This is a genomic window from Kribbella sp. NPDC054772 (genome assembly GCF_053611945.1).
This window is the reverse complement of the sequence record NZ_JBSHBJ010000017.1, coordinates 137,618-156,309: the sequence shown is the minus strand read 5'-3', so window position 1 is coordinate 156,309 and position 18,692 is coordinate 137,618. Positions and strand designations below refer to the sequence as shown.

At 69.0% G+C, this 18,692-nt stretch carries 16 protein-coding genes; 14 read left to right on the top strand and 2 right to left on the bottom strand.

From position 1 onward, the window contains the following. The 5 genes from ACWGID_RS25385 to ACWGID_RS25365 form a co-directional block, all read left to right on the top strand. Nucleotides 1–1,192: glucose-6-phosphate dehydrogenase (locus tag ACWGID_RS25385; RefSeq protein WP_452200505.1), on the top strand; the 1,192-nt coding region annotated here is incomplete at its 5' end. Nucleotides 1,193–1,284: 92 nt separating this feature from the next. Beyond that, nucleotides 1,285–2,916, top strand: coding sequence for a carboxylesterase/lipase family protein (locus ACWGID_RS25380; RefSeq protein ID WP_452200503.1), 1,632 nt, complete (start codon nucleotides 1,285–1,287; stop codon nucleotides 2,914–2,916). Between the two features lie 48 nt (nucleotides 2,917–2,964). After that, a complete protein-coding gene (locus tag ACWGID_RS25375) occupies nucleotides 2,965–5,442 on the top strand; it encodes a X2-like carbohydrate binding domain-containing protein (protein WP_452200501.1) in 2,478 nt (825 codons plus the stop codon). 167 nt (nucleotides 5,443–5,609) lie between these two features. Then, nucleotides 5,610–6,548: a GTP-binding protein LepA gene (locus ACWGID_RS25370; protein WP_452200499.1), complete on the top strand. Its 939-nt coding sequence runs from the start codon at nucleotides 5,610–5,612 to the stop codon at nucleotides 6,546–6,548. Continuing rightward, complete coding sequence (locus ACWGID_RS25365) at nucleotides 6,545–7,132, top strand: TetR/AcrR family transcriptional regulator (RefSeq protein ID WP_452200497.1); 588 nt, start codon at nucleotides 6,545–6,547, stop codon at nucleotides 7,130–7,132. The genes ACWGID_RS25370 and ACWGID_RS25365 overlap by 4 nt, the downstream gene beginning before the upstream one ends. 49 nt (nucleotides 7,133–7,181) lie before the next feature. Here ACWGID_RS25365 and ACWGID_RS25360 read toward each other — a convergent pair whose 3' ends face one another. Next, complete coding sequence (locus ACWGID_RS25360; RefSeq protein ID WP_452200495.1) at nucleotides 7,182–7,982, bottom strand: NPP1 family protein; 801 nt, start codon at nucleotides 7,980–7,982, stop codon at nucleotides 7,182–7,184. A gap of 185 nt (nucleotides 7,983–8,167) precedes the next feature. Here ACWGID_RS25360 and ACWGID_RS25355 point away from each other — a divergent pair, with 185 nt between their 5' ends. The 3 genes from ACWGID_RS25355 (at nucleotide 8,168) to ACWGID_RS25345 (ending at nucleotide 10,742) form a co-directional block, all read left to right on the top strand. Next, a complete protein-coding gene (locus tag ACWGID_RS25355) occupies nucleotides 8,168–8,593 on the top strand; it encodes a PRC-barrel domain-containing protein (protein ID WP_452200493.1) in 426 nt (141 codons plus the stop codon). A gap of 98 nt (nucleotides 8,594–8,691) precedes the next feature. Beyond that, nucleotides 8,692–9,465, top strand: coding sequence for an SDR family NAD(P)-dependent oxidoreductase (locus ACWGID_RS25350; protein ID WP_452200491.1), 774 nt, complete (start codon nucleotides 8,692–8,694; stop codon nucleotides 9,463–9,465). Beyond that, on the top strand, nucleotides 9,462–10,742 hold the full coding sequence (locus ACWGID_RS25345; RefSeq protein WP_452200490.1) for a wax ester/triacylglycerol synthase domain-containing protein: 1,281 nt from the start codon (nucleotides 9,462–9,464) through the stop codon (nucleotides 10,740–10,742). Before ACWGID_RS25350 ends, ACWGID_RS25345 begins: the two co-directional genes overlap by 4 nt. Here the strand turns inward: ACWGID_RS25345 and ACWGID_RS25340 are convergent. Beyond that, on the bottom strand, nucleotides 10,698–11,900 hold the full coding sequence (locus tag ACWGID_RS25340) for a PucR family transcriptional regulator (protein ID WP_452200488.1): 1,203 nt from the start codon (nucleotides 11,898–11,900) through the stop codon (nucleotides 10,698–10,700). The two genes, ACWGID_RS25345 and ACWGID_RS25340, sit on opposite strands and share 45 nt — an antisense overlap. Nucleotides 11,901–12,042: 142 nt before the next feature. Here ACWGID_RS25340 and hpnC point away from each other — a divergent pair, with 142 nt between their 5' ends. The 6 genes from hpnC to ACWGID_RS25310 are packed head-to-tail and all read left to right on the top strand — an operon-like array spanning nucleotide 12,043 to nucleotide 18,670. Continuing rightward, nucleotides 12,043–12,876, top strand: a complete 834-nt coding sequence (hpnC, locus tag ACWGID_RS25335; RefSeq protein ID WP_452200486.1) for a squalene synthase HpnC — start codon at nucleotides 12,043–12,045, stop codon at nucleotides 12,874–12,876. Then, nucleotides 12,873–13,745, top strand: a complete 873-nt coding sequence (locus tag ACWGID_RS25330; protein ID WP_452200484.1) for a squalene/phytoene synthase family protein — start codon at nucleotides 12,873–12,875, stop codon at nucleotides 13,743–13,745. Before hpnC ends, ACWGID_RS25330 begins: the two co-directional genes overlap by 4 nt. Beyond that, the gene (gene hpnE / locus ACWGID_RS25325) at nucleotides 13,742–15,094 is read left to right on the top strand and encodes a hydroxysqualene dehydroxylase HpnE (RefSeq protein WP_452200482.1); all 1,353 of its coding nucleotides are present in this window, start codon (nucleotides 13,742–13,744) and stop codon (nucleotides 15,092–15,094) included. The genes ACWGID_RS25330 and hpnE overlap by 4 nt, the downstream gene beginning before the upstream one ends. Next, a complete protein-coding gene (locus ACWGID_RS25320) occupies nucleotides 15,091–16,119 on the top strand; it encodes a polyprenyl synthetase family protein (protein ID WP_452200481.1) in 1,029 nt (342 codons plus the stop codon). Before hpnE ends, ACWGID_RS25320 begins: the two co-directional genes overlap by 4 nt. After that, complete coding sequence (gene shc / locus ACWGID_RS25315) at nucleotides 16,116–18,035, top strand: squalene--hopene cyclase (RefSeq protein WP_452200479.1); 1,920 nt, start codon at nucleotides 16,116–16,118, stop codon at nucleotides 18,033–18,035. Before ACWGID_RS25320 ends, shc begins: the two co-directional genes overlap by 4 nt. Continuing rightward, nucleotides 18,032–18,670: a 5'-methylthioadenosine/S-adenosylhomocysteine nucleosidase family protein gene (locus ACWGID_RS25310; RefSeq protein WP_452200477.1), complete on the top strand. Its 639-nt coding sequence runs from the start codon at nucleotides 18,032–18,034 to the stop codon at nucleotides 18,668–18,670. The genes shc and ACWGID_RS25310 overlap by 4 nt, the downstream gene beginning before the upstream one ends. Nucleotides 18,671–18,692 lie beyond the last annotated feature (22 nt).

The following is an 18,692-nucleotide window of genomic DNA, read 5'->3' as shown; positions in this document are numbered from 1 at the left end:
GATCGGCCCGGTCGCGGCCGAGACCCTGGCGACCACCGAGTACGTCGCCGGTGACCCGACCGACACCGAGCACCTGCGTACGCTCCTCGAGCTCGCCGGTCCGGCGCCGGTGCTGTACTTCTCGCTGCCGCCGGCGGTGACGACCGCGATCGTGGAGAAGCTCCGCGAGGTCGACCTCCCGGCCGGGACGGAGCTGGCGTTCGAGAAGCCGTTCGGTACCGACTCCGCGTCCGCCGCCGCGCTGAACCGGCTCGTCGGCTCCCTCGTCCCCGAGGAGAACGTGCACCGCGTCGACCACTTCCTCGGCCGGACCGCGGTGCTGAACCTGATCGGCCTGCGGTTCGCCAACCGCCTGTTCGAGCCGGTGTGGAACGCCGAGCACATCGAGAGCATCGAGATCGTGTACGACGAGACGCTCGGTCTCGAGGGACGCGCGCAGTACTACGACAACGCCGGCGCGCTCGTCGACATGATCCAGAGCCACCTGCTGCTCGTCCTCGCGCTGCTCGTGATGGACGCCCCGTCGACGATGGACGCCGTCGAGGTCCGCAGCGAGATGGCCCGCGCGCTGCGGAGCGTGCGGCTGCACCGCGGCTCCGCGACCGCGGCCGGCCGACGGGCGCAGTACACGGCCGGGATCGCCGACGATCGCGTGGTTCCGGCGTACGCCGCCGAGGCGGGGGTCGACCCGGAGCGGGAGACCGAGACGCTGGCCGAGGTGACCGTCGAGGTGGACACGAACCGCTGGGCGGGCGTCCCGTTCACGCTGCGGTCGGGCAAGGCGCTCGGGGTCGCGCGCAAGGAGATCGTGGTCAAGTTCAAGCCGCTGCGGCACCTGCCCTCCGGCCTGCACGGTGGCCGGGACGGCGAGACGCTACGCATCGGTCTGAACCCGGGTGAGCTGTCGCTGTCGGTCCCGGCGCTCGGCGTCGACGGCCCGTACACGATGGGTCAGGTCTTCCTGGACGCGACGCTCCCGTCGTCCCCGGTGCTGCCGTACGGCGAGGTACTGAACGGCATCCTGCGCGGCGACCCGCTGCTCTCGGTCCGCGGTGACGTGGCCGAGCGCTGCTGGGAGATCGTCGAACCGGTGCTCGCCGCGTGGCGCGCCGGTGAGGTCCCGCTGCAGGAGTACGACGCGGGCTCGGACGGCCCGGCCGACTGGCGGGAGCCCAGCGAGTCCGCGGCCTGACACCAGGGACTCTCCCTGGGGCGACGCAGCGGCGGCGGCTGCAGAGTGAATCCGTAAACGGAATCACTCTCCAGCATGAGGTGCAACGAACTATGAGAACCGCTCTCTCGCGACGCACCCGCGTCGTGTTCGCCGCGGGTGCCGCCGCTCTGGCAGCCCTGGTCGGCGGCCTGACCGTCACCGGCGCGGCCGACGCCAGCACAACGTCCAACGCCAGGACCTCCAGCACCGACCCGGTCGTGGCCACAGGCAACGGTGTGGTCCGGGGTCTGACCGTCGACGGCACGTCCGCCTTCCGCGGTCTGCCGTACGCCGCGCCGCCCACCGGCAACCTGCGCTGGCGGGCACCACAAGCCGCTGCGAGCTGGCGTGGGGTGCGCGACGCGACGTCGTACGCGCCCGGTTGTCCGCAGGCTCCGGGGATCGCGCCGCCCGGGCAGTTGCAGGAGGACTGCCTGTACCTGAACGTCCAGACGCCGGCGGTGCACTCCGCGACCAAGCGCCCCGTGCTGGTGTGGATCCACGGCGGCGGTCTGATCCAGGACAGCGGCTCCAACTACGACGGCACCAAGCTCGCCAAGGCCGGCGCGGTGGTCGTCACCATCAACTACCGGCTCGGCGCACTGGGCTTCCTGGCCCACCCGGCGCTCGCGTCCCGGCCCGGGGGAGCGGCCGGTAACTACGGGCTCATGGACCAGCAGGCCGCGCTGCGCTGGGTACAGCGCAACATCGGCCAGTTCGGTGGCGACGCGCACAACGTCACGATCGCCGGTGAGTCGGCCGGTGGACTGTCGGTCCTCGCGCACGTCGCGTCACGCAGCTCGGCTGGGCTGTTCCAGCGGGCGATCGTGGAGAGCGGCGCGTTCGCGCTGCAGCAGGAGTCGCTCGCGCAGGCCGAGAAGTTCGGTACCGACTTCGCGGCCAAGGTCGGCTGCGCGGACCAGTCCGCGGACTGCCTGCGCAAGGTGCCCGCGCAGACCCTGGTGGACAACGTCTCAACGGCGACCGCCCTCATTCCCGGTGTGGTCGACGGCGCGGTCCTGAAGGAGTCGATCGGTACGGCGCTCGCCGCGGGCCACTTCAACCACGTTCCGATCCTGAACGGCAGCAACCACGACGAGGAGGCGCTGTTCACGCTCGGCGGCCGGGTCGTGAGCCGCGGGTACAACGTCGCCTACACGAGCCCGGTCACGGCGCAGAACTACGAGAGCAACATCGCGTCCGCGCTCCGGGTCACGCCGACTCAGGCAGCCGCGATCGCTGCCGAGTACCCGCTGGCGTCGTATCCGACGGCCGACAAGGCGTTCGGGACGGTGATCGGTGACGCGACGTTCGCGTGTGGGGCGGCTCAGGTGAACACGTGGGCCGGGCGGCACGTTCCGACGTACGGGTACGAGTTCAACGACGACACGGCGCCGTTCATCTTCGCGCCGGCCGGGACGCTGTCGGTGGCCACCCACGGGTCGGAGATGTGGTACCTGTTCGACCTGCCGAACGCACCGTTCCCGGTCGCGCTGAACGCCGAGCAGACCAAGCTCGCCGACACGATGCGGGCCGCCTGGGTGAGCTTCGCGAAGACCGGCAAGCCGGCCGCGGGCTGGCCGTCCTTCGGGCACAACGGCACGGTCGTCTCGCTCGCCACTCCGGCGCCGCAGCTGTCGACGGACTTCGCCGCGCGTCATCACTGCACCACTTTCGCACAGAATCTTGACAAGGTTAAGTAATAGTTCCAATATCCTATCCGATTCGGTTCTCTCAGAGAGGTCACCGCCATGACCAGATCCGTTCGGAGCAGGGTGTTGCGGGCCGCGCTTGCCGGTCTCGTGGTCGCCGGGCTGCTGCCGGCAGGTTTGAGTACGTCGACAGCAGCACCGGCCCATACCGCCACGACCGCCACGACCGCCACGACAACCGCGACGACCCCACTTGCCGGTCCGGCAGGTGACACAGCGGCTAGGCCCTACATGGGCTGGAGCAGCTACAGCATGCAGGTCTACAACCCGAACGGCGGCAGCTGGATCACCGCGGACCAGCTGATCAAGCAGTCCGACGCGATGCACACCAAGCTGCAGCCGTACGGGTACAACTACATCAACATCGACGCCGGCTGGAACGACGGGATGGACGCCTACGGCCGGCCGACGCCGAGCAAGAAGCTCTACCCGAACGGCCTGCAGGCGGTCATCGACCACATCCACGCGAACGGCCAGAAGGTCGGGCTGTACGCGATCCCGGGGATCAGCAAGGCGGTCATCGACGCCAAGCTCCCGATCTACGGCGCCCCGGAGTGCACCACCGCGGACCTGCCGGTGCTGCCGCTGCAGAAGGGCGACTACTGGGGGATCGGCTACCGCATCGACTTCTCCAAGCCGTGCGCGCAGAAGTACGTCGACTCGATCGCGGACCTGTTCGGCTCCTGGGGGCTGGACTTCCTGAAGTTCGACAGCGTGACCCCCGGCTCGGGGATCAGTGACCTGTCGGTCGACGCCCGCGACGACGTGAAGGCGTGGTCGCAGGCGCTTGCCCGGCACAAGATCTGGCTCGAGATCTCCTGGGCGCTCGACATCAACTACGCCGACTACTGGAAGCAGTACGCGAACGGCTGGCGGATCGACTGGGACGTCGAGTGCTACTGCACCGGCACCGCGCTGACCGCGTGGCCGAACATCAACCGGTTGTTCCCCAAGCTGGCCGACTGGTGGCGCCACGCTGGGCCGGGCGGCTGGAACGACCTCGACTCGCTCGACGTCGGCAACGGTCAGATGGACGGTCTCACCAAGGACGAGCGTCGTACGGCGGCCACGCTGTGGGCAGTGTCCGCGGCGCCGATGTACATCGGCAACGACATGACCAAGCTGGACTCGTACGGTCTCGAGCTGCTCACCAACCCCGAGGTGATCGCGGTCGACCAGGCCGGCCGCCCGGCGCAGCCGCTGTCCACGAAGACCAACCGGCAGGTGTGGTTCTCGCTGAACCCGGACAGCTCGTACACCGTTGCCCTGTTCAACCTTGGTCAGACCGACGCCGACATGACGGTGAACTTCGCGGACCTCGGCCTGAACGGTCCCGCGAAGGTGCGTGACCTGTGGGCGCGCAAGGACGTCGGTTCGTACGACGCCAGCTTCACCGCGCAGAACGTACCGATCCACGGCGTGCAGCTGCTGAAGGTGACGCCGCAGAAGAACGCGGCGATCAGCGTGAACGACGACGACCTGCGGGTCACGTACGACGGCTCGTGGCAGCGCAACAACAACTACGAGGTCCCGGCCGTCTCGCAGGCGCTGACCGTGGGTGTGACGGACTCCTCCGCTCAGTCGAAGGCGGCGGCGAAGACTGCCGACGTCGCGACGCGGACCGTTGAGATCAACAACAACAACTCGCAGATCGTCTACACCGGCAACTGGAACTACAGTTCCGGCCGTGGGCTCGGCGACTACCAGGACGACGTGCAGTGGACCGAGGGCGACAACGACTCGTTCTCGTACCAGTTCGTCGGGACCGGCGTCGACTACGTGACGGAGACCGATCCCGGTCAGGGCGACGTCGACATCTACATCGACGGCGAGCTGAAGCAGACCGTGAGTACACGCATCGATCCGGCGGAGGGGCACAACAAGCCGCAGCAGGTCGTGTACAGCATCTCGGACCTGCCCAACGGCACGCACACGATCCGCGGGGTGAAGAAGTCCGGCCAGTTCATGCTGCTCGACAAGCTGAACATCCGGCAGGAGAGCCTGCTGAACCCGGACACGGCGGCCTTCGACAAGAACGCCCCGGCCGATGTCAGCATTCAGCTCGGGCGCGACCCGGGCGAGCTGGCCGGCATCTCGAAGGCGGGTCAGGACCTGGTCGCGGGCACCGACTACACGATGACTGGCGGCACGGTGACGCTGAGCAAGGCGTACCTCGCGACGCTGCCGGTCGGGAGCGCGTCGCTGGACTTCCGGTTCCGTGGTGACTACCGCGACGACATCCACTCCACGAAGGCGGACGGCGCCGCGGTCAACTTCACCTTCACCGGGACGGGCGTCCAGTGGATCACCGCACTGGCTCCGGACCAGGGCGAGGCCGACGTGTACGTCGACGGCAAGCTGCCGCAGCGGGTGAACCTGCACAACGACACCCGGGTGACGGCCAAGCAGGCGTTCAGCGCGACCGGCCTGAAGAACGGGCCGCACACCGTGCGGATCGTCAAGGTGAACGGCGACGTACTCCGCAACGACACGATCCGCTACACGATCGCGAAATAGTTCGGGCACCAATACAACTGCGGGTGGTGGTCCTTCGGGACCGCCACCCGCAGGCGTATGTGCACGGTCTCACACGGAAATAAACTGACTGATCAGTCAGTCACCTGGTTATTCTGGAGCCCGGGGGCTCGAGCCCGCATCTCCGTCCTTGGAGCGAGGTTCCGCGTATGTCGTTGAGCGATGTCACCACATCTGTCAGGTCGCGCCGGGGGCGCCGCCGGGAGGACTCACGGCTGGCCGACCACGTCGACCGTCTCGGCGAGGAGCACCCGCCGATCCCGCTCGACAGTGTCGACTACACGATGAACAATCCGGACGTGCTGGCCGAGCAGTTCGGGTCCGTGCTGGCCTACATGACCCGGGTCGAGCTCGAGGTCGAGCGCAACGTGCTGGAGCTGAACATCCTGCTGCCCGATCCACCCGAGGTCGACAAGCACTTCTACGCCGACGTATGGATGCCGCAGGAGACCCGGCACGGGCAGATCCTGGACAAGCTGCAGGAGCTGATCGGCGTTGACCCGCACGATCCGAACCTCGCCGACGTCTCGTTCAGCTACAAGTTCCTCGGTGCGCTCGGCCGGGTGCGCGGCATCCAGGACATCAGCCGGATGCTGTACTACCTCACCGGGCTGGCCACCGAGCGCTCCGCGGTCATTGCCTACAACAAGTTCCACACCGGGCTGCTCGAGCTGGGGGAGCGGGCGATCGCGGCGACTGTGATCGCGCCGATCCGGCGCCAGGAGCCGGGTCACTTCGCGTATTACCAGATGGCCGCGCAGCAGTTGTGGGACCAGCTGTCGGGCTGGCAGAAATGGCTGACACGCGGGCTGCGGAAGCGTACGTTCGAGGTGGTGGGCGCCTACAACAAGCGCCAGGTGGCGGAGTTCGGTGACGTGATGGACGCGCTGAAGATGAGTGACGGCGGCGAGGCGGAGCTGCGGGAGTACGCGCGGCAGGTCGGGCGGGCCGAGTACGAGCTGATGTTCGCGCACCGGCGCGGGCTCCGCGTCCCGGACTACGTGTTCAAGTCCCTGCGGCGGGCCGCCGAGCTCGCCGCCGACCGGAAAGGTGAGGTCTGGCCCGCCGCCCAACCAGCAGGATCATGACCGCACCGGCGCACGCGCGCCACACCAAGCGGCAGGTCATCATCGAGACCGCCGAGCGGTTGTTCGCCGAGCACGGGTACGACGCCACGTCGACGGCCCGGATCGCGCACGAGGCCGGCGTACCGTCGGGGCTGGTGTTCTACCACTTCGCGACGAAGCTCGACCTGCTGCTCGCGATCGTCCAGGAACGCCCGGCCCCGAGCGAGGTACTGCGTTCCGCGGCCCGCGGCCGGACGGTACGCCGCCGGTTGCGGGCGATCGTGGCGACGATGGCCGAGGAACTGGAGCACGACCGCGCCGCGCGCATCATCGTGTTCCGGGAGGCGCAGGCCCGGCCGGAGATCGCGTCCCGCGCGGCCGAGCTGTTCGCCGAGGCGACCGAGACCGTGGCCGACGTACTCGCTGGGGCGAGTGACGTGGTGGCCGATCCGGCGCGGGTGCAGGCGGCGGCCGAGCTCGTGGTCAGCCGGGTGTTCCTCGACACGCTCGCGCTCAGCCAGGCCGACACCGCCACGAACCGGCACGCGGCGATGATCGACCTGATCGCGGAGTCGCTGACCTGCGGTGGACGCGCCCAGACCTGACTGCGCCAGACCTGAATGAGCCTGGCCTGAGTGCGCCCACAGGTGGTCGTCAGGCCCAGGGGTCGAACGGGATCCCGGACGGCTTGGACGCGTTCAGCAGGTTGCGGAACCGGTCGCCGGAGTCGGTGATCTTGATGGTCGCGGAGCCGAAGTCGGCGGTCATCAGGGTGTCGCGCAACGACGTACTGGGGTAGCCGTCCCAGCCGACGAGCGGCGGGTAGCGCCAGTCGTGGTAGTGGTTCTCCGGCGGCTCGTCGTTGGTGTTGGCGAGCCGGAAGAAGTGCGTGCTGGCGCCGTCCTTGTGGTAGACGACCTTCGGGTGCGAGCCATCGAAGCGCACCTGCGAGCGGGTGTAGGTGACCTGGCTGGAGTGCTGCGTGGTGCTCACGTACTCGACCTGGTTGGAAGCCTGGTTCACCCAGGAGATGACGTGCTCCCAGTCGTGCCGGTGACCGCCGAGGCTGCTACCAGGTACTGCCTGGTCCTTCTCGAAGTAGCTGGCGTACACGATCGCGCACCAGCCGTTGTTGCACTTCGAGCGGGCGTAGGTCTGGGAGTTGTCGAGGTCGGACTGGTCACGGCAGTTGCCGTTCACGGCGCCGGTCGGGTTGAGACCGGGGTTGAGCGTGCCGTCCGGTCCGATGGCCGGGGTGGCGTAGCAGCCGTCGGTGTCGTAGTCGTAGGCCGGCGAGAACGACTGCTCGTACCCGCCCGCGTTCTGCGGGAGGTTCGGCGGCGGGGCGGCGTACGCCAGCGCGGCCGAGGTGACCATCAGGCCGGTGGTTCCGAGTACGACGCCGAGCAGCCGGCGGACGCGGCGCGGACGAGGAGGCGGGGCGGAGTCCTGCATCGATCGCTCCTTCGGGACTTACTTCAGGGCGGAAAACAACGACACGACAATGACAGCACCGGTGCACGATCGCCTATACGTCACGTGGCTACAGGTTGACGGTGCGTGAACGTCCGGGCCCGGCGCGCGTGCGAATGGCGGGCGGGGCGCGTGGGTACCCGGAGGTCTCTTGGAGGTGGCACACCATGACCGAGAAGGAACCGCTCGGCCTCGTCCGGATGGACGACACGGACCTGACGCTCGCGAAGACCGAGGACGATGTCCGCGGCCTGACCGTGGTCGGCTCCGACGGCGACGAGATCGGCAAGGTCCGCAGTTTGTTCGTCGACGCCGACGAGCGCCGGGTCCGGTTGCTCGACGTCGAGTCCGGCGGACTGCTGGGGCTGGGCGCTGAGCACCGGCTGATCCCTGTCGACGCCGTCGTGAAGGTGTCAGACGACCAGGTCACGATCGGCCGGACCCGCGCCGAGATCGCCAAGGCTCCCGGGTACGATCCGGACCTGGCAGAGCTCCAGCCTGCCGACGACCTCAACGATGTGTACGGCTACTACGGCATGACCCCGTTCTGGACCCCGGGTTATCGCTATCCGGGCTTCCCGTTCCGCGGCTGAGTTCCCTCACCTGACGGAGTAGTTGCCGTCAGCACCCGGCGACGGTGGTGCCGTGCCACCGTCGCCGGGTGGGTGCATCCTGGGGTGGGGAGGGTGCGATGCGACTGGACGGCAACGTTGCACTCGTCACCGGCGGTTCGGCGGGCATCGGGGCGGCGGTGGCGGAGCGACTCGCGGCCGCGGGCGCTCGGGTGGTCGTGCACGGCCGCGACCACGAGCGGACCGCAGCGGTTGCGGCACGGGTCGGGGGAGTGCCGGTCGTCGGTGATCTCGCCGAGCCCGACGTGGTGGCCGACGAGGCGCTGCGCGCGCACGGGCGGGTCGACGTACTCGTGGCGAATGCCGGGGTCGGGTGGTCGGGGCCGTTCGTGGAGATGCGGGACGACGAGATCGATCGGCTGGTCGCGGTCGATCTGCTCGCGCCGCTGCGGCTGGTCCACCGGCTGCTGCCGCCGATGCTCGAGCGGGGCAGCGGCCACATCGCGCTCGTCGGTTCGGTCGCCGGGCGGACCGCGGTCGCGGGCGAGGCCGTGTACGCCGCGACGAAGGCGGCTGTCGACATCTTCGGGGAGAGTCTGCGGCTGGAACTTCGCGGTACCGGCGTCACCGTGAGTCTGACGGTCCCGGGCGTTGTCGACACCGGGTTCTTCATGGCGCGCGGCCGGCCGTACGACCGCAGGCTTCCCCGGCCAGTGCCCGCCGCGGACGTCGCGCGGGCGCTGGTCGATGGCATCGCCAACGATCGGGCGGAGGTTTGGGTGCCGGGGTGGTTGCGCGTCGCGCCTGCCGTCCGCGCGGTTGCCCCTGGCGCGTACCGGCGGCTCTCCGCGCGTTTCGGGGCGCAGGTGGAGTCGCGGAAGGAGTTCCGGTGAAGGGCATCGTCGTACCGTCGGCCGATGCGTTCTTCCTGCACATCGAGCGGACCGGCGCGGCTCAGCATGTCGGCGGGGTGGTGATGCTCGAGCCCACGGATCAGCGGCCATCGATCGACGAGATCCGCAAGCTGGTCGGAGACGGTTTCGCCCGGCTGCCGCGGATGCACCAGCGGCTCGCGCCGTCGTCCCGGTGGCGTCGGCCGCGCTGGATCGAGGCCGGCAACGTCGACCTGGACTGGCACGTGATCGAGTACCGGTCGCCGGACGGCGTACCCGGGCTGCTGCGGTTCATCGGCGACATCGCCGAGCAACCGATGCCACGGGACCGACCGATGTGGCGGATCGTCAGGGTTCGCGACGTCGGGCCGGGCGGGGCCGATGCCCTGGTGGTGCTCGTGCACCATTCGATTGCCGACGGCATCGGAACGGTGCTGCAGGGCCTCAGCCTGTTCGAACCCCGTCCCACGCTCACCATGCCGTCCGGCGCCGGGCCGGGTCGGCTCGCCCGCGCGGCAGCAGTGACCGTGGGCCTCGCGCAACTCGCGACCGACGGTACCTCCGCGCCGTTGCCACCAGGATCGCTGCGCCGCGACTTCGGTGTCGCCGCAGTCGAGCTGGACGTCGTACGACGAGTCGCGACGGCACGCGGCGTTCGAGTCACCGACCTGCTCCTCGCCCTCCTCGCCGACGGCCTGTACGCCGTTTCGCCCGCGCTCCCGCAGCCGGTGCGTCACCGGATGCGGTTCTCGGTCACCACGATGGTGCGGACGCCCGAGAGCTCGGCGGAGGGCAACGCGACGGCGGCGATCATGGTGGAGGTACCGGTCGACGGGCGTCCGTTCGACGAGTTGCTCGCCGAGGTCTCGCGGCGGACCGAGCGGCTGCGCAGACCGACCCGGGCGCTGGCGTCCCGGTTCGTGGTGGCGACCGGACTGCGGGTCGTGCCCGAACCGTTCGTCCGGTGGTTCGCGCGCACCGTCTACGGGCCACGGTTCCTGCACGCGGTGGTGTCGAACATGCCCGGACCGACGATCTCGCTGACGTTCGCCGGCGTACCGCATCGTTGTGCGTACCCGATCCTGCCGCTGGTCCCGGGTACGCCGCTCGCGGTGGGCGCGCTGAGCTGGTCGGGCGTTCTCGGGATCGGGCTGGCGACCGATCCCGAGCTGGTCGACGGGCCGGCGCTGGCGGCGTACCTCGATCGTGTCTTGCAGAGGTTGCGTCGCGAGTCAGGGGCCGGGCCACTCCAGGGCGAGGAAGAGACGAGCGCGTGACTCGGGGTCGTCCAGGCGGTCGCCGTACAAGGCCCTGAGCCGCGCCATCCGGTAACGCACCGTCTGCGGGTGGATGCTCAGTTCGTGCGCGATCGCCTGCCGGTCACCGAAGTGCCGCAACCAGCTCGCCAGCGTCTCGGCGAGCCGCTCCCGCGCGGCCACGGTCTGGCCGGCCAGTGGCGCGAGCATCTCCTCGCGCAACGCTGCGACCAGTGACTCGTCCCGCCAGACGATCAACGCGTCCAGATGCTCGTCCGCGAAGACAGGGTCATCGGTGAGTACGCCGGTCCGCCGCAGCCGGACCGCGATCCGCGCGATCTCCAGACTGCGCGGGAGCTGCTCCGGCGCGACCGAGTTGCCGATCACCGCTCCGCGTCCGGCGAGGTCCCGGCTGAGCTGCAGCCGGCGCCCCGGACCGGACGGTTCCGGAACGATCGCACCGATCAGGACTCCGTTGCGACGGATCGGCAGGGCGCCTGGTTCGAGGCGGGCGACCAGCGTGCTGGGTGGTTCGTCTTCACCGTCTCGGTAGATCACGACCGCGGCCGTCGCCGGAATCCGCCAGGCCGCCTGCGACGCTGCTGTCTGGATCGCCTCGCTGCCGGCGCGGCCGGACAGCAACAGGTTGGCCAGTTCCTCGCGGCGCCGCTCCCGCGCTATCGCGTCGTCGATCTGCTCCTGGAGGTATCCGTTCGCGGCCGAGAAGGACAGCTGGTTGACGAATACGAACACCGAGTCGGCGAGTGCGGCGAGATTGTCCGGCGCGAAGTCCAGTTGGAGTGCGGTCGCGGCGACGTGCCGCCACGCGACCCGGGCGCCGAGCTGGAACGCGGTGAGCAGCCGGGTCAGATCGTTGCCCTCCTGCAGCTGCCGGCGGCCGATCTCCTCGAACACCCGCCGGACCGTCTCGTCCGCGAGGTCGAGCGCGCGGTCGACGGTGGTGCGGTCCGGGCTGTTCAGGTTCGCGATCGACATGTCCAGCAGGCGATGCACGAACAACGCGGCGGGTTTGACGACCGCGTCCCGGTCGGCGTCGAGGAACGCCGCGTAGTCCGGCCAGTGTTCGGCCAGTCCGTCCCGCACCTCGGCGACCAGCGCGGGCAGTCCGTCGAGCAGCGCTTCTTCAAGACTCGCGCGATCGAAAGTCGTGATGGTCATGCCTGCCAACCCCCTTGACGGCAGCTGCCCCCCTCGAAGGCAACTGTCCGCTCCAAGGCAACTGTAACTCCGTGACAAATTCTCCCCGGCCGAATGTTCTCCACCGGGGCAGAGTTGGCAGGAAACCGCTTCGGATCATGGAATGGTGCATCCAGACGGACTGCAGAAGGAACTGGGCAGGAAGGAGCGGGGCGAGAACTTCCCGGTCGCGCTGAAGTTCTTGCCCTCCGGACATCGAGAAGCGCTACACGCTGTCTACGGTTACGCCCGCATGGTCGACGAGTTCGGCGACAGCCATCCGGGCGACCGTACGGCGGCCCTGCGCGCGTTCGCGACCGACCTCGACCGCATCTGGACCGACCAGCAGCCGGAGCACCCGGTGCTGCGTCGGCTGCTGCCCGTGGTCCGGGCGCACGCGCTGACCGCCGAACCTTTCCAGCATTTGATTCAAGCCAACTTGCAGGACCAGAACGTCAAGTATTACGAGACTTTCGAGGACCTGATCGAGTACTGCCGGCTGTCCGCGGACCCCGTCGGTCGGATGGTGCTCGGTGTCTTCGACGTGCACGACCCGGGGACCGAGCGGCTGTCCGATCTCGTCTGCTCGGCATTGCAACTGGTCGAGCACTGGCAGGACGTCGGCGAGGACTGCCGCGCCGGGCGGATCTACCTGCCACAACAGGACTTACGGAAATACGGCGTCGCCGCGAGCGATCTCGAGCGGGATCGGGCGACGCCGCAGGTGCGCGCGCTGATGAGGTTCGAGACCGACCGGGCCGCGGCGATGCTCGACGAGGGGGCGGAGATCGTGCGACGACTGCACGGATGGGCGCGAGTGGCGGTGGCCGGGTTCGTGGCCGGTGGACAGGCGACGGTGTACGCGTTGCGCCGTACCGGGGGTGAGGTGCTGGCCGGACCGGCGCGGCCCTCGAAGGTGGACACGGTGCGACTGCTGCTCCGGGCGGTGTCGCGATGACGTCGACTGTCGAGGCGGCGTACGACGCCTGTCTGGAGATCACCCGGAACGAGGCAAGGAACTTCTATTACGGTATCCGGTTGTTGCCTCCGCCGAAGCGCAACGCGTTGTCTGCTCTGTACGCACTGGCCCGGCGGATCGATGATATCGGTGACGGTGATCTTCCGTTGGAGGACAAGCGTTCGGCGCTCGTGCGGGTGCGCAAGGATCTCGGTCGCCTGGACGACGTGGACGAGCCCGTGTACGTCGCGGTCGCGGACGCCGCGCGTCGCTATCCGGTGCCGCTCGGCGCGTTCGAGGAGTTGGTCGCCGGGGTGGAGACGGATCTGGCCGACGTACGGATCGGTGACTTCGACGAGCTCGTCGTCTACTGCCGTCGCGTCGCCGGTTCAGTCGGGCGACTGTGCCTGTCGATCTTCGGCTCCGCGACGGCCGGCGCCGACGTCGAGACACTCTCGCAGTACGCCGACCAGCTCGGGATCGCCTTGCAGCAAACGAACATCCTGCGTGACATCCGCGAAGACCTGATCAACGACCGGATCTACCTCCCGGCCGACGAGCTCGAACGCTTCGGGGTCCGGATTGCCCTCGACGAGCACGGCAGGCTCGACGATCCGCAAGGCAGGTTGGCCGGCTACATCCGGTACGCCGCGTGTCGCGCGCAGGACTGGTACTCGCTGGGGTGGCGCCTGCTGCCGTACCTGGACTGGCGCAGCGGTGCGTCGTGCCGCGCGATGTCCGGCATCTACCACCACCTGCTGCAGCGGATCGGCGCAAACCCGGTGCTGGTGTACGACCAACGGTTGTCGTTGTCGGCGGGGGAGAAAGCACAAGTCGCGATCGTTTCGCTGGCGGGAGCCCGGTCGTGAGGCGGGTGGCGGTCGTTGGAGGTGGTCTCGCCGGGATCACCGCCGCGCTGGCGCTGGCTGATGCTGGATGCGAGGTCGTGCTGTTGGAGGGTCGCCCGAAGCTCGGTGGGCTGACCCACTCGTTCGAGCGTGACGGGCGCTGGATCGACAACGGCCAACACGTGTTCCTGCGGTGCTGTACGTCGTACCTGCGCCTGCTGGAGCGGCTCGGGGTGCGGGAGCACGTGTATCTGCAGCCGCGACTGGATGTGCCGGTACGCAGCGGAACGCGCCCCGGGGTCGGGCGGATCTGGCGCAATGGGATGCCGGCGCCGTTGCATCTTGGGCCCGCGTTGGCGACGTACCGCTGGTTGAGTTTGGCTGAGCGGGTTGCCGCCGTGCGGGGTGAGCTGGCGATGGGGCGCGTGGATCGGAACGCGGCGGCGACGGATGCGGAGTCGTTCGGCGGCTGGTTGGCTGCGCACGGTCAGGACGCTCGCGCGATCGAGGCGTTGTGGGAACTGATCGGCGTGGCGACGCTGAACGCGCGCGCCGATGACGCATCGCTGGCGGTCGCCGCGACGGTGTTCCAGATCGGTTTGCTGGAGCAGGCCGATGCCGCGGACATCGGGTGGTCGTTGGTCCCCCTGCAGCAATTGCACGGCGACGCTGCCCGGCGGGCGTTGGCGGCTGCAGGTGTCGGAGTTCGGCTGCGTGCCCGCGTGCGTGACCTGGCAGCTGCCGGTGGCGGATGGACGATTGGGGGCGAGCGGTACGACGACGTGGTACTTGCGGTCCCGCCCGACGAAGCCGCGCGATTGTTGCCCGACGATGCGCTGGATGTCCCCGGCGGTTGGTCCGAGGCGCTCGGCAGTTCGCCGATCGTCAACGCGCACCTGATGTTCGATCGCCAGGTCCTGGACGAGCACTTCGTCGCCGCCGTGGACAGCCCGCTGCAGTGGGTGTTCGACCGCGGCCTGAACGGTCGCGAGCAGTATCTCGCGGTCTCGTTGTCGGCGGCCGACGACCTGATCGATGCCCCGGTGGCCAAGGTGCGGGACGTGCTGGTTCCTGCTGTTCGGCGGCTGCTCCCGGAAGCGGCCAACGCACGTGTGAGGGAGTTCTTCGTGACCCGAGAGCGACATGCGACCTTCCGACCGGCGCCAGGCACAGGTCGCTTCCGTCCTGGCGCGACCACTCGCCGGCCCGGGCTCCATCTGGCCGGCGCGTGGACCGCCACCGGCTGGCCCGCGACGATGGAGGGCGCGGTCCGCAGCGGCGAGGCGGCTGCCGCTTCAGTCCTGCGCACGCCCAGCAGGATCACCGGCCTCAAGCCCGCCGACGTGGTCGCGAAGGACGTGGTCTCGTGACCGCGGTGGAGAGGATGCTGGAGACAACGACGGTACCCGGGCTGCTCGCCCGGGGACGAGAGCTGGTGGACCCGCCGCTGCGGCAGGCGCTCGACCGGCTCGACGACCACAGCCGGCTGGTCGCGTCCTATCACCTCGGATGGTGCGACGAGGAAGGACAACCGGCCACCGGAGGTTCCGGCAAGGCGATCCGGTCCGGACTGACGCTGCTGGTCGGCGAGGCAGTCTGCGGGCAACCGGAACCGGCGGTGCCGGGTGGCGTCGCGGTCGAGCTGGTGCACAACTTCTCGCTCATCCACGACGATCTGATGGACCGTGACACCAAGCGGCGCCACCGGCGTACCGTCTGGGCGATCTGGGGTGACGCGACCGCGGTGCTCGTCGGTGACGCGCTCGCCTGTCTCGCCGACGAAGTACTTGCCGAGAGCAACACGCCGTACGCCGGGCCCGCGGGACACGCTCTCGCGATCGCCACCCGTGAACTGATCCGCGGCCAGGTGCTGGACGTCGCGTTCGAACGCCGGAACGACGTGACGTTGGCCGAGTGTCTCGACATGGCGGCGGGCAAGACCGGTGCGCTGCTCGGGGCGGCGGCCGAGCTGGGCGCGATCCTGTCCGGTGCCGATCGGACCACCTGCGAAGCGTTCCGCAGCTACGGGTGGGAGCTCGGCCTCGCGTTCCAGCTCGTCGACGACCTGCTCGGCATCTGGGGTACGCCGGAGAAGACCGGGAAGCCCGTCTTCTCGGATCTGTTCGCGCACAAGAAGACGCTGCCCGTCGTCTGGTCCCTCCAGTACGGCGGTGCGCCCGGCCGCGAGCTGGCGGCCTGGTTCGCGGACCCGGCGGACGACGCCGCGGAAGCTGCCGGGCTCGTCGAGCGCGCAGGCGGCCGGGAGTGGGCGCTCGCGGAAGCGGAGGAACGGGTGCGGAAGGCCGGGAAGGCACTGGACGCCGCGGGTATCGCGCCGGCCAACCGGGACCAGCTCGACCAGTTGGCCCAGTTCGTCGCGGAGCGGCAGCTGTGACGGCGGAGCGGGTGCCCCAAGAACGGCTCGAGCGACGGTTCGCCGAACGGACCGGCGTACAGGACTGTTTGGACGCGGCGGTCGAGTATCTGCGGTCGCTGCAGCACGAAGACGGCTGGTGGAAGGGTGATCTCGCGACGAACGTGACGATGGACGCCGAGGATCTGATGCTGCGGCACTTCCTCGGCGTCGCGTCAGCGCAGACCGATGCGGAGACCGCGCGGTGGATCAGGTCGCAGCAACGGGACGACGGGACGTGGGCGACGTACCCGGGTGGACCTGGTGACTTGTCGACGACGGTGGAGTCCTGGGTGGCGTTGCGGATGGCGGGCGACGATCCCGCGGCGGCGCACATGACGGGCGCGGCGGAGTTCATCCGCTCCGCCGGCGGTGTCGAGAAGGCGCGGGTGTTCACACACATCTGGCTCGCGCTGTTCGGGCTCTGGAAGTGGGACGACTGCCCGGACCTCCCGCCGGAGCTGATCTTCCTTCCGCGCTGGGCCCCGTTGAACATCTACAACTGGGCGTGCTGGGCGCGGCAGACGATCGTGCCGCTGACGATCGTGAGCGCGCACCGGCCGGTGCATCCGGCGGACTTCACGGTCGACGTGCTGCGCGCGGGTACGCCGTCCGCGCCGCTCGCATCGCCTTGGCGACTCGACGGAGCCTTCCAGCGGCTGGACGTCGTACTGAACTGGTACACCCGTCGCGGGGTGTTCAAGGGACTGCGGCGGTTGGCGATGCGACGGGCGACCGAGTGGATCGTGGCGCGGCAGGAGGCGGACGGCAGCTGGGGCGGGATCCAGCCGCCGTGGGTCTACTCGCTGATCGCGCTGCGGTTGATGGGATACCCACTGGACCATCCGGTGCTGGCGGCGGGCCTGCGCGGACTCGAAGGGTTCACGGTCCACTCCGAGACCGCCGACGGGCCGGTGCGTTGGCTCGAAGCCTGTCAGTCGCCGGTATGGGACACCGGGCTCGCCGTCGCGGCGCTACTGGACGCCGGAGTGCCGGGTGACGACAAGTCGGTGCTCAAGGCAACGGACTGGCTGCTGACCGAGCAGATCGACGCGCCGGGGGACTGGCAGGTACGGCGGCCGGACCTGGTCAACGGCGGGTGGGCGTTCGAATTCGCGAACGACGGGTATCCGGACACCGACGACACCGCCGAGATCGTGCTCGCGCTGCGGCGGGTGGATCATCCCGAGCCGGCGCGGTTGCGGATGGCGCTCGACGACGCGGTCGCGTGGACGACCGGGATGCAGTCGGCCGACGGCGGGTGGGGCGCGTTCGATGCGGACAACACCGACACCACGCCGCTGAAGCTTCCGTTCTGCGATTTCGGCGCGGTGATCGATCCGCCGTCCGCCGACGTCACGGCGCATGTCGTGGAGATGCTGGCGGCTGAGGGACGGACCGAGTCGGAGGAGTGCCGTCGGGGTGTGCGGTGGTTGCTCGATGCCCAGGAGCAGGACGGATCGTGGTTCGGTAGGTGGGGGACCAACCACGTGTACGGAACCGGGGCCGTCGTACCGGCGTTGATCGCGACCGGGATGTCGCCGCGCGATCCCGTCGTAGGGCGAGCCGTGCGCTGGCTCGCGGACCATCAGAACCCGGACGGCGGGTGGGGTGAAGACCACCGCTCGTACGTCGATCCGTCGTGGATCGGGCGCGGTGACTCCACACCGTCGCAGACCGCATGGGCTCTGCTCGCGTTGCTCGCGGTAGACGAGCCTGGTGAGTCTGTGCCGCGCGGGATCGGCTACCTCGTCGACACCCAACGACCGGACGGCGGATGGGACGAACACCGCTACACCGGCACTGGCTTCCCCGGCGACTTCTGCATCGGCTACCACCTGTATCGCCTGGTCTTTCCCATCTGGGCGCTGGGCCGCTACCTCGGGAGCCCGCGATGACGGCGACCGTCTACACACCACTGCTCGCCGAGTGGCTGGCCTTGCGAGGCGACCTCGCGACCTGGGTCATCCACACCGGTCGATCGAAAGGCAGATCGACCGAAGGCCCAGCGCTGGTCGCGGGCGTCGCCGGCGCGCTGACCAACGGCATCGCCGTCGGCGACGTGGTGGTGGCTACCGAGGTTCGGCACCGGCAGAGCGTCAAGCCATGTCGTGCGGCCGAGCTGGTCGCGGGAGAGCTGGGGCGGCTCGGGCTCACGGTCCACACCGGTCCGATCGTGACCAGCGATCACGTCGTCGACTCGCCCCGGGAACGGGGCGAGCTTGCCGCGAGCGGAGCGATCGCCGTCGATACCGAGTCGGGATTGCTGGCGGGCGATGACGGACTGACGGTCGTAGTTCGGGTGGTGGTGGATACGCCGTCGCAGCGGCTGCGGGGGATCGGGATGCCGCGCCGTGGAGCGCAGGCACTGAAGCAGTTGCGACGGACCGCGCCGGGAATCGACGCATGGGCCGCGGCGACCGGGGAGCGGGAGTTGCTGCTCGCCACCCCGCGTTCGTTCCTGTCTCTTATACACATCTTACTCTGCCTACTATATTTTATTTTTATATCTCTGTTTTCTCCTTATAATTAAAAATATTTTTGTTTTTTGTGGT

Bases quoted from the DNA above. Each gene is read 5' to 3' on its own strand.
- ACWGID_RS25340 (WP_452200488.1), bottom strand. From the start codon at position 11,900: ATGACCATCACGACTTTCGATCGCGCGAGTCTTGAAGAAGCGCTGCTC.
- ACWGID_RS25365 (WP_452200497.1), top strand. From the start codon at position 6,545: ATGACCGCACCGGCGCACGCGCGCCACACCAAGCGGCAGGTCATCATC.
- hpnC (WP_452200486.1), top strand. From the start codon at position 12,043: ATGGTGCATCCAGACGGACTGCAGAAGGAACTGGGCAGGAAGGAGCGG.
- ACWGID_RS25350 (WP_452200491.1), top strand. From the start codon at position 8,692: ATGCGACTGGACGGCAACGTTGCACTCGTCACCGGCGGTTCGGCGGGC.
- ACWGID_RS25370 (WP_452200499.1), top strand. From the start codon at position 5,610: ATGTCGTTGAGCGATGTCACCACATCTGTCAGGTCGCGCCGGGGGCGC.
- ACWGID_RS25310 (WP_452200477.1), top strand. From the start codon at position 18,032: ATGACGGCGACCGTCTACACACCACTGCTCGCCGAGTGGCTGGCCTTG.
- ACWGID_RS25375 (WP_452200501.1), top strand. From the start codon at position 2,965: ATGACCAGATCCGTTCGGAGCAGGGTGTTGCGGGCCGCGCTTGCCGGT.
- ACWGID_RS25360 (WP_452200495.1), bottom strand. From the start codon at position 7,982: ATGCAGGACTCCGCCCCGCCTCCTCGTCCGCGCCGCGTCCGCCGGCTG.
- ACWGID_RS25330 (WP_452200484.1), top strand. From the start codon at position 12,873: ATGACGTCGACTGTCGAGGCGGCGTACGACGCCTGTCTGGAGATCACC.
- ACWGID_RS25380 (WP_452200503.1), top strand. From the start codon at position 1,285: ATGAGAACCGCTCTCTCGCGACGCACCCGCGTCGTGTTCGCCGCGGGT.
- ACWGID_RS25355 (WP_452200493.1), top strand. From the start codon at position 8,168: ATGACCGAGAAGGAACCGCTCGGCCTCGTCCGGATGGACGACACGGAC.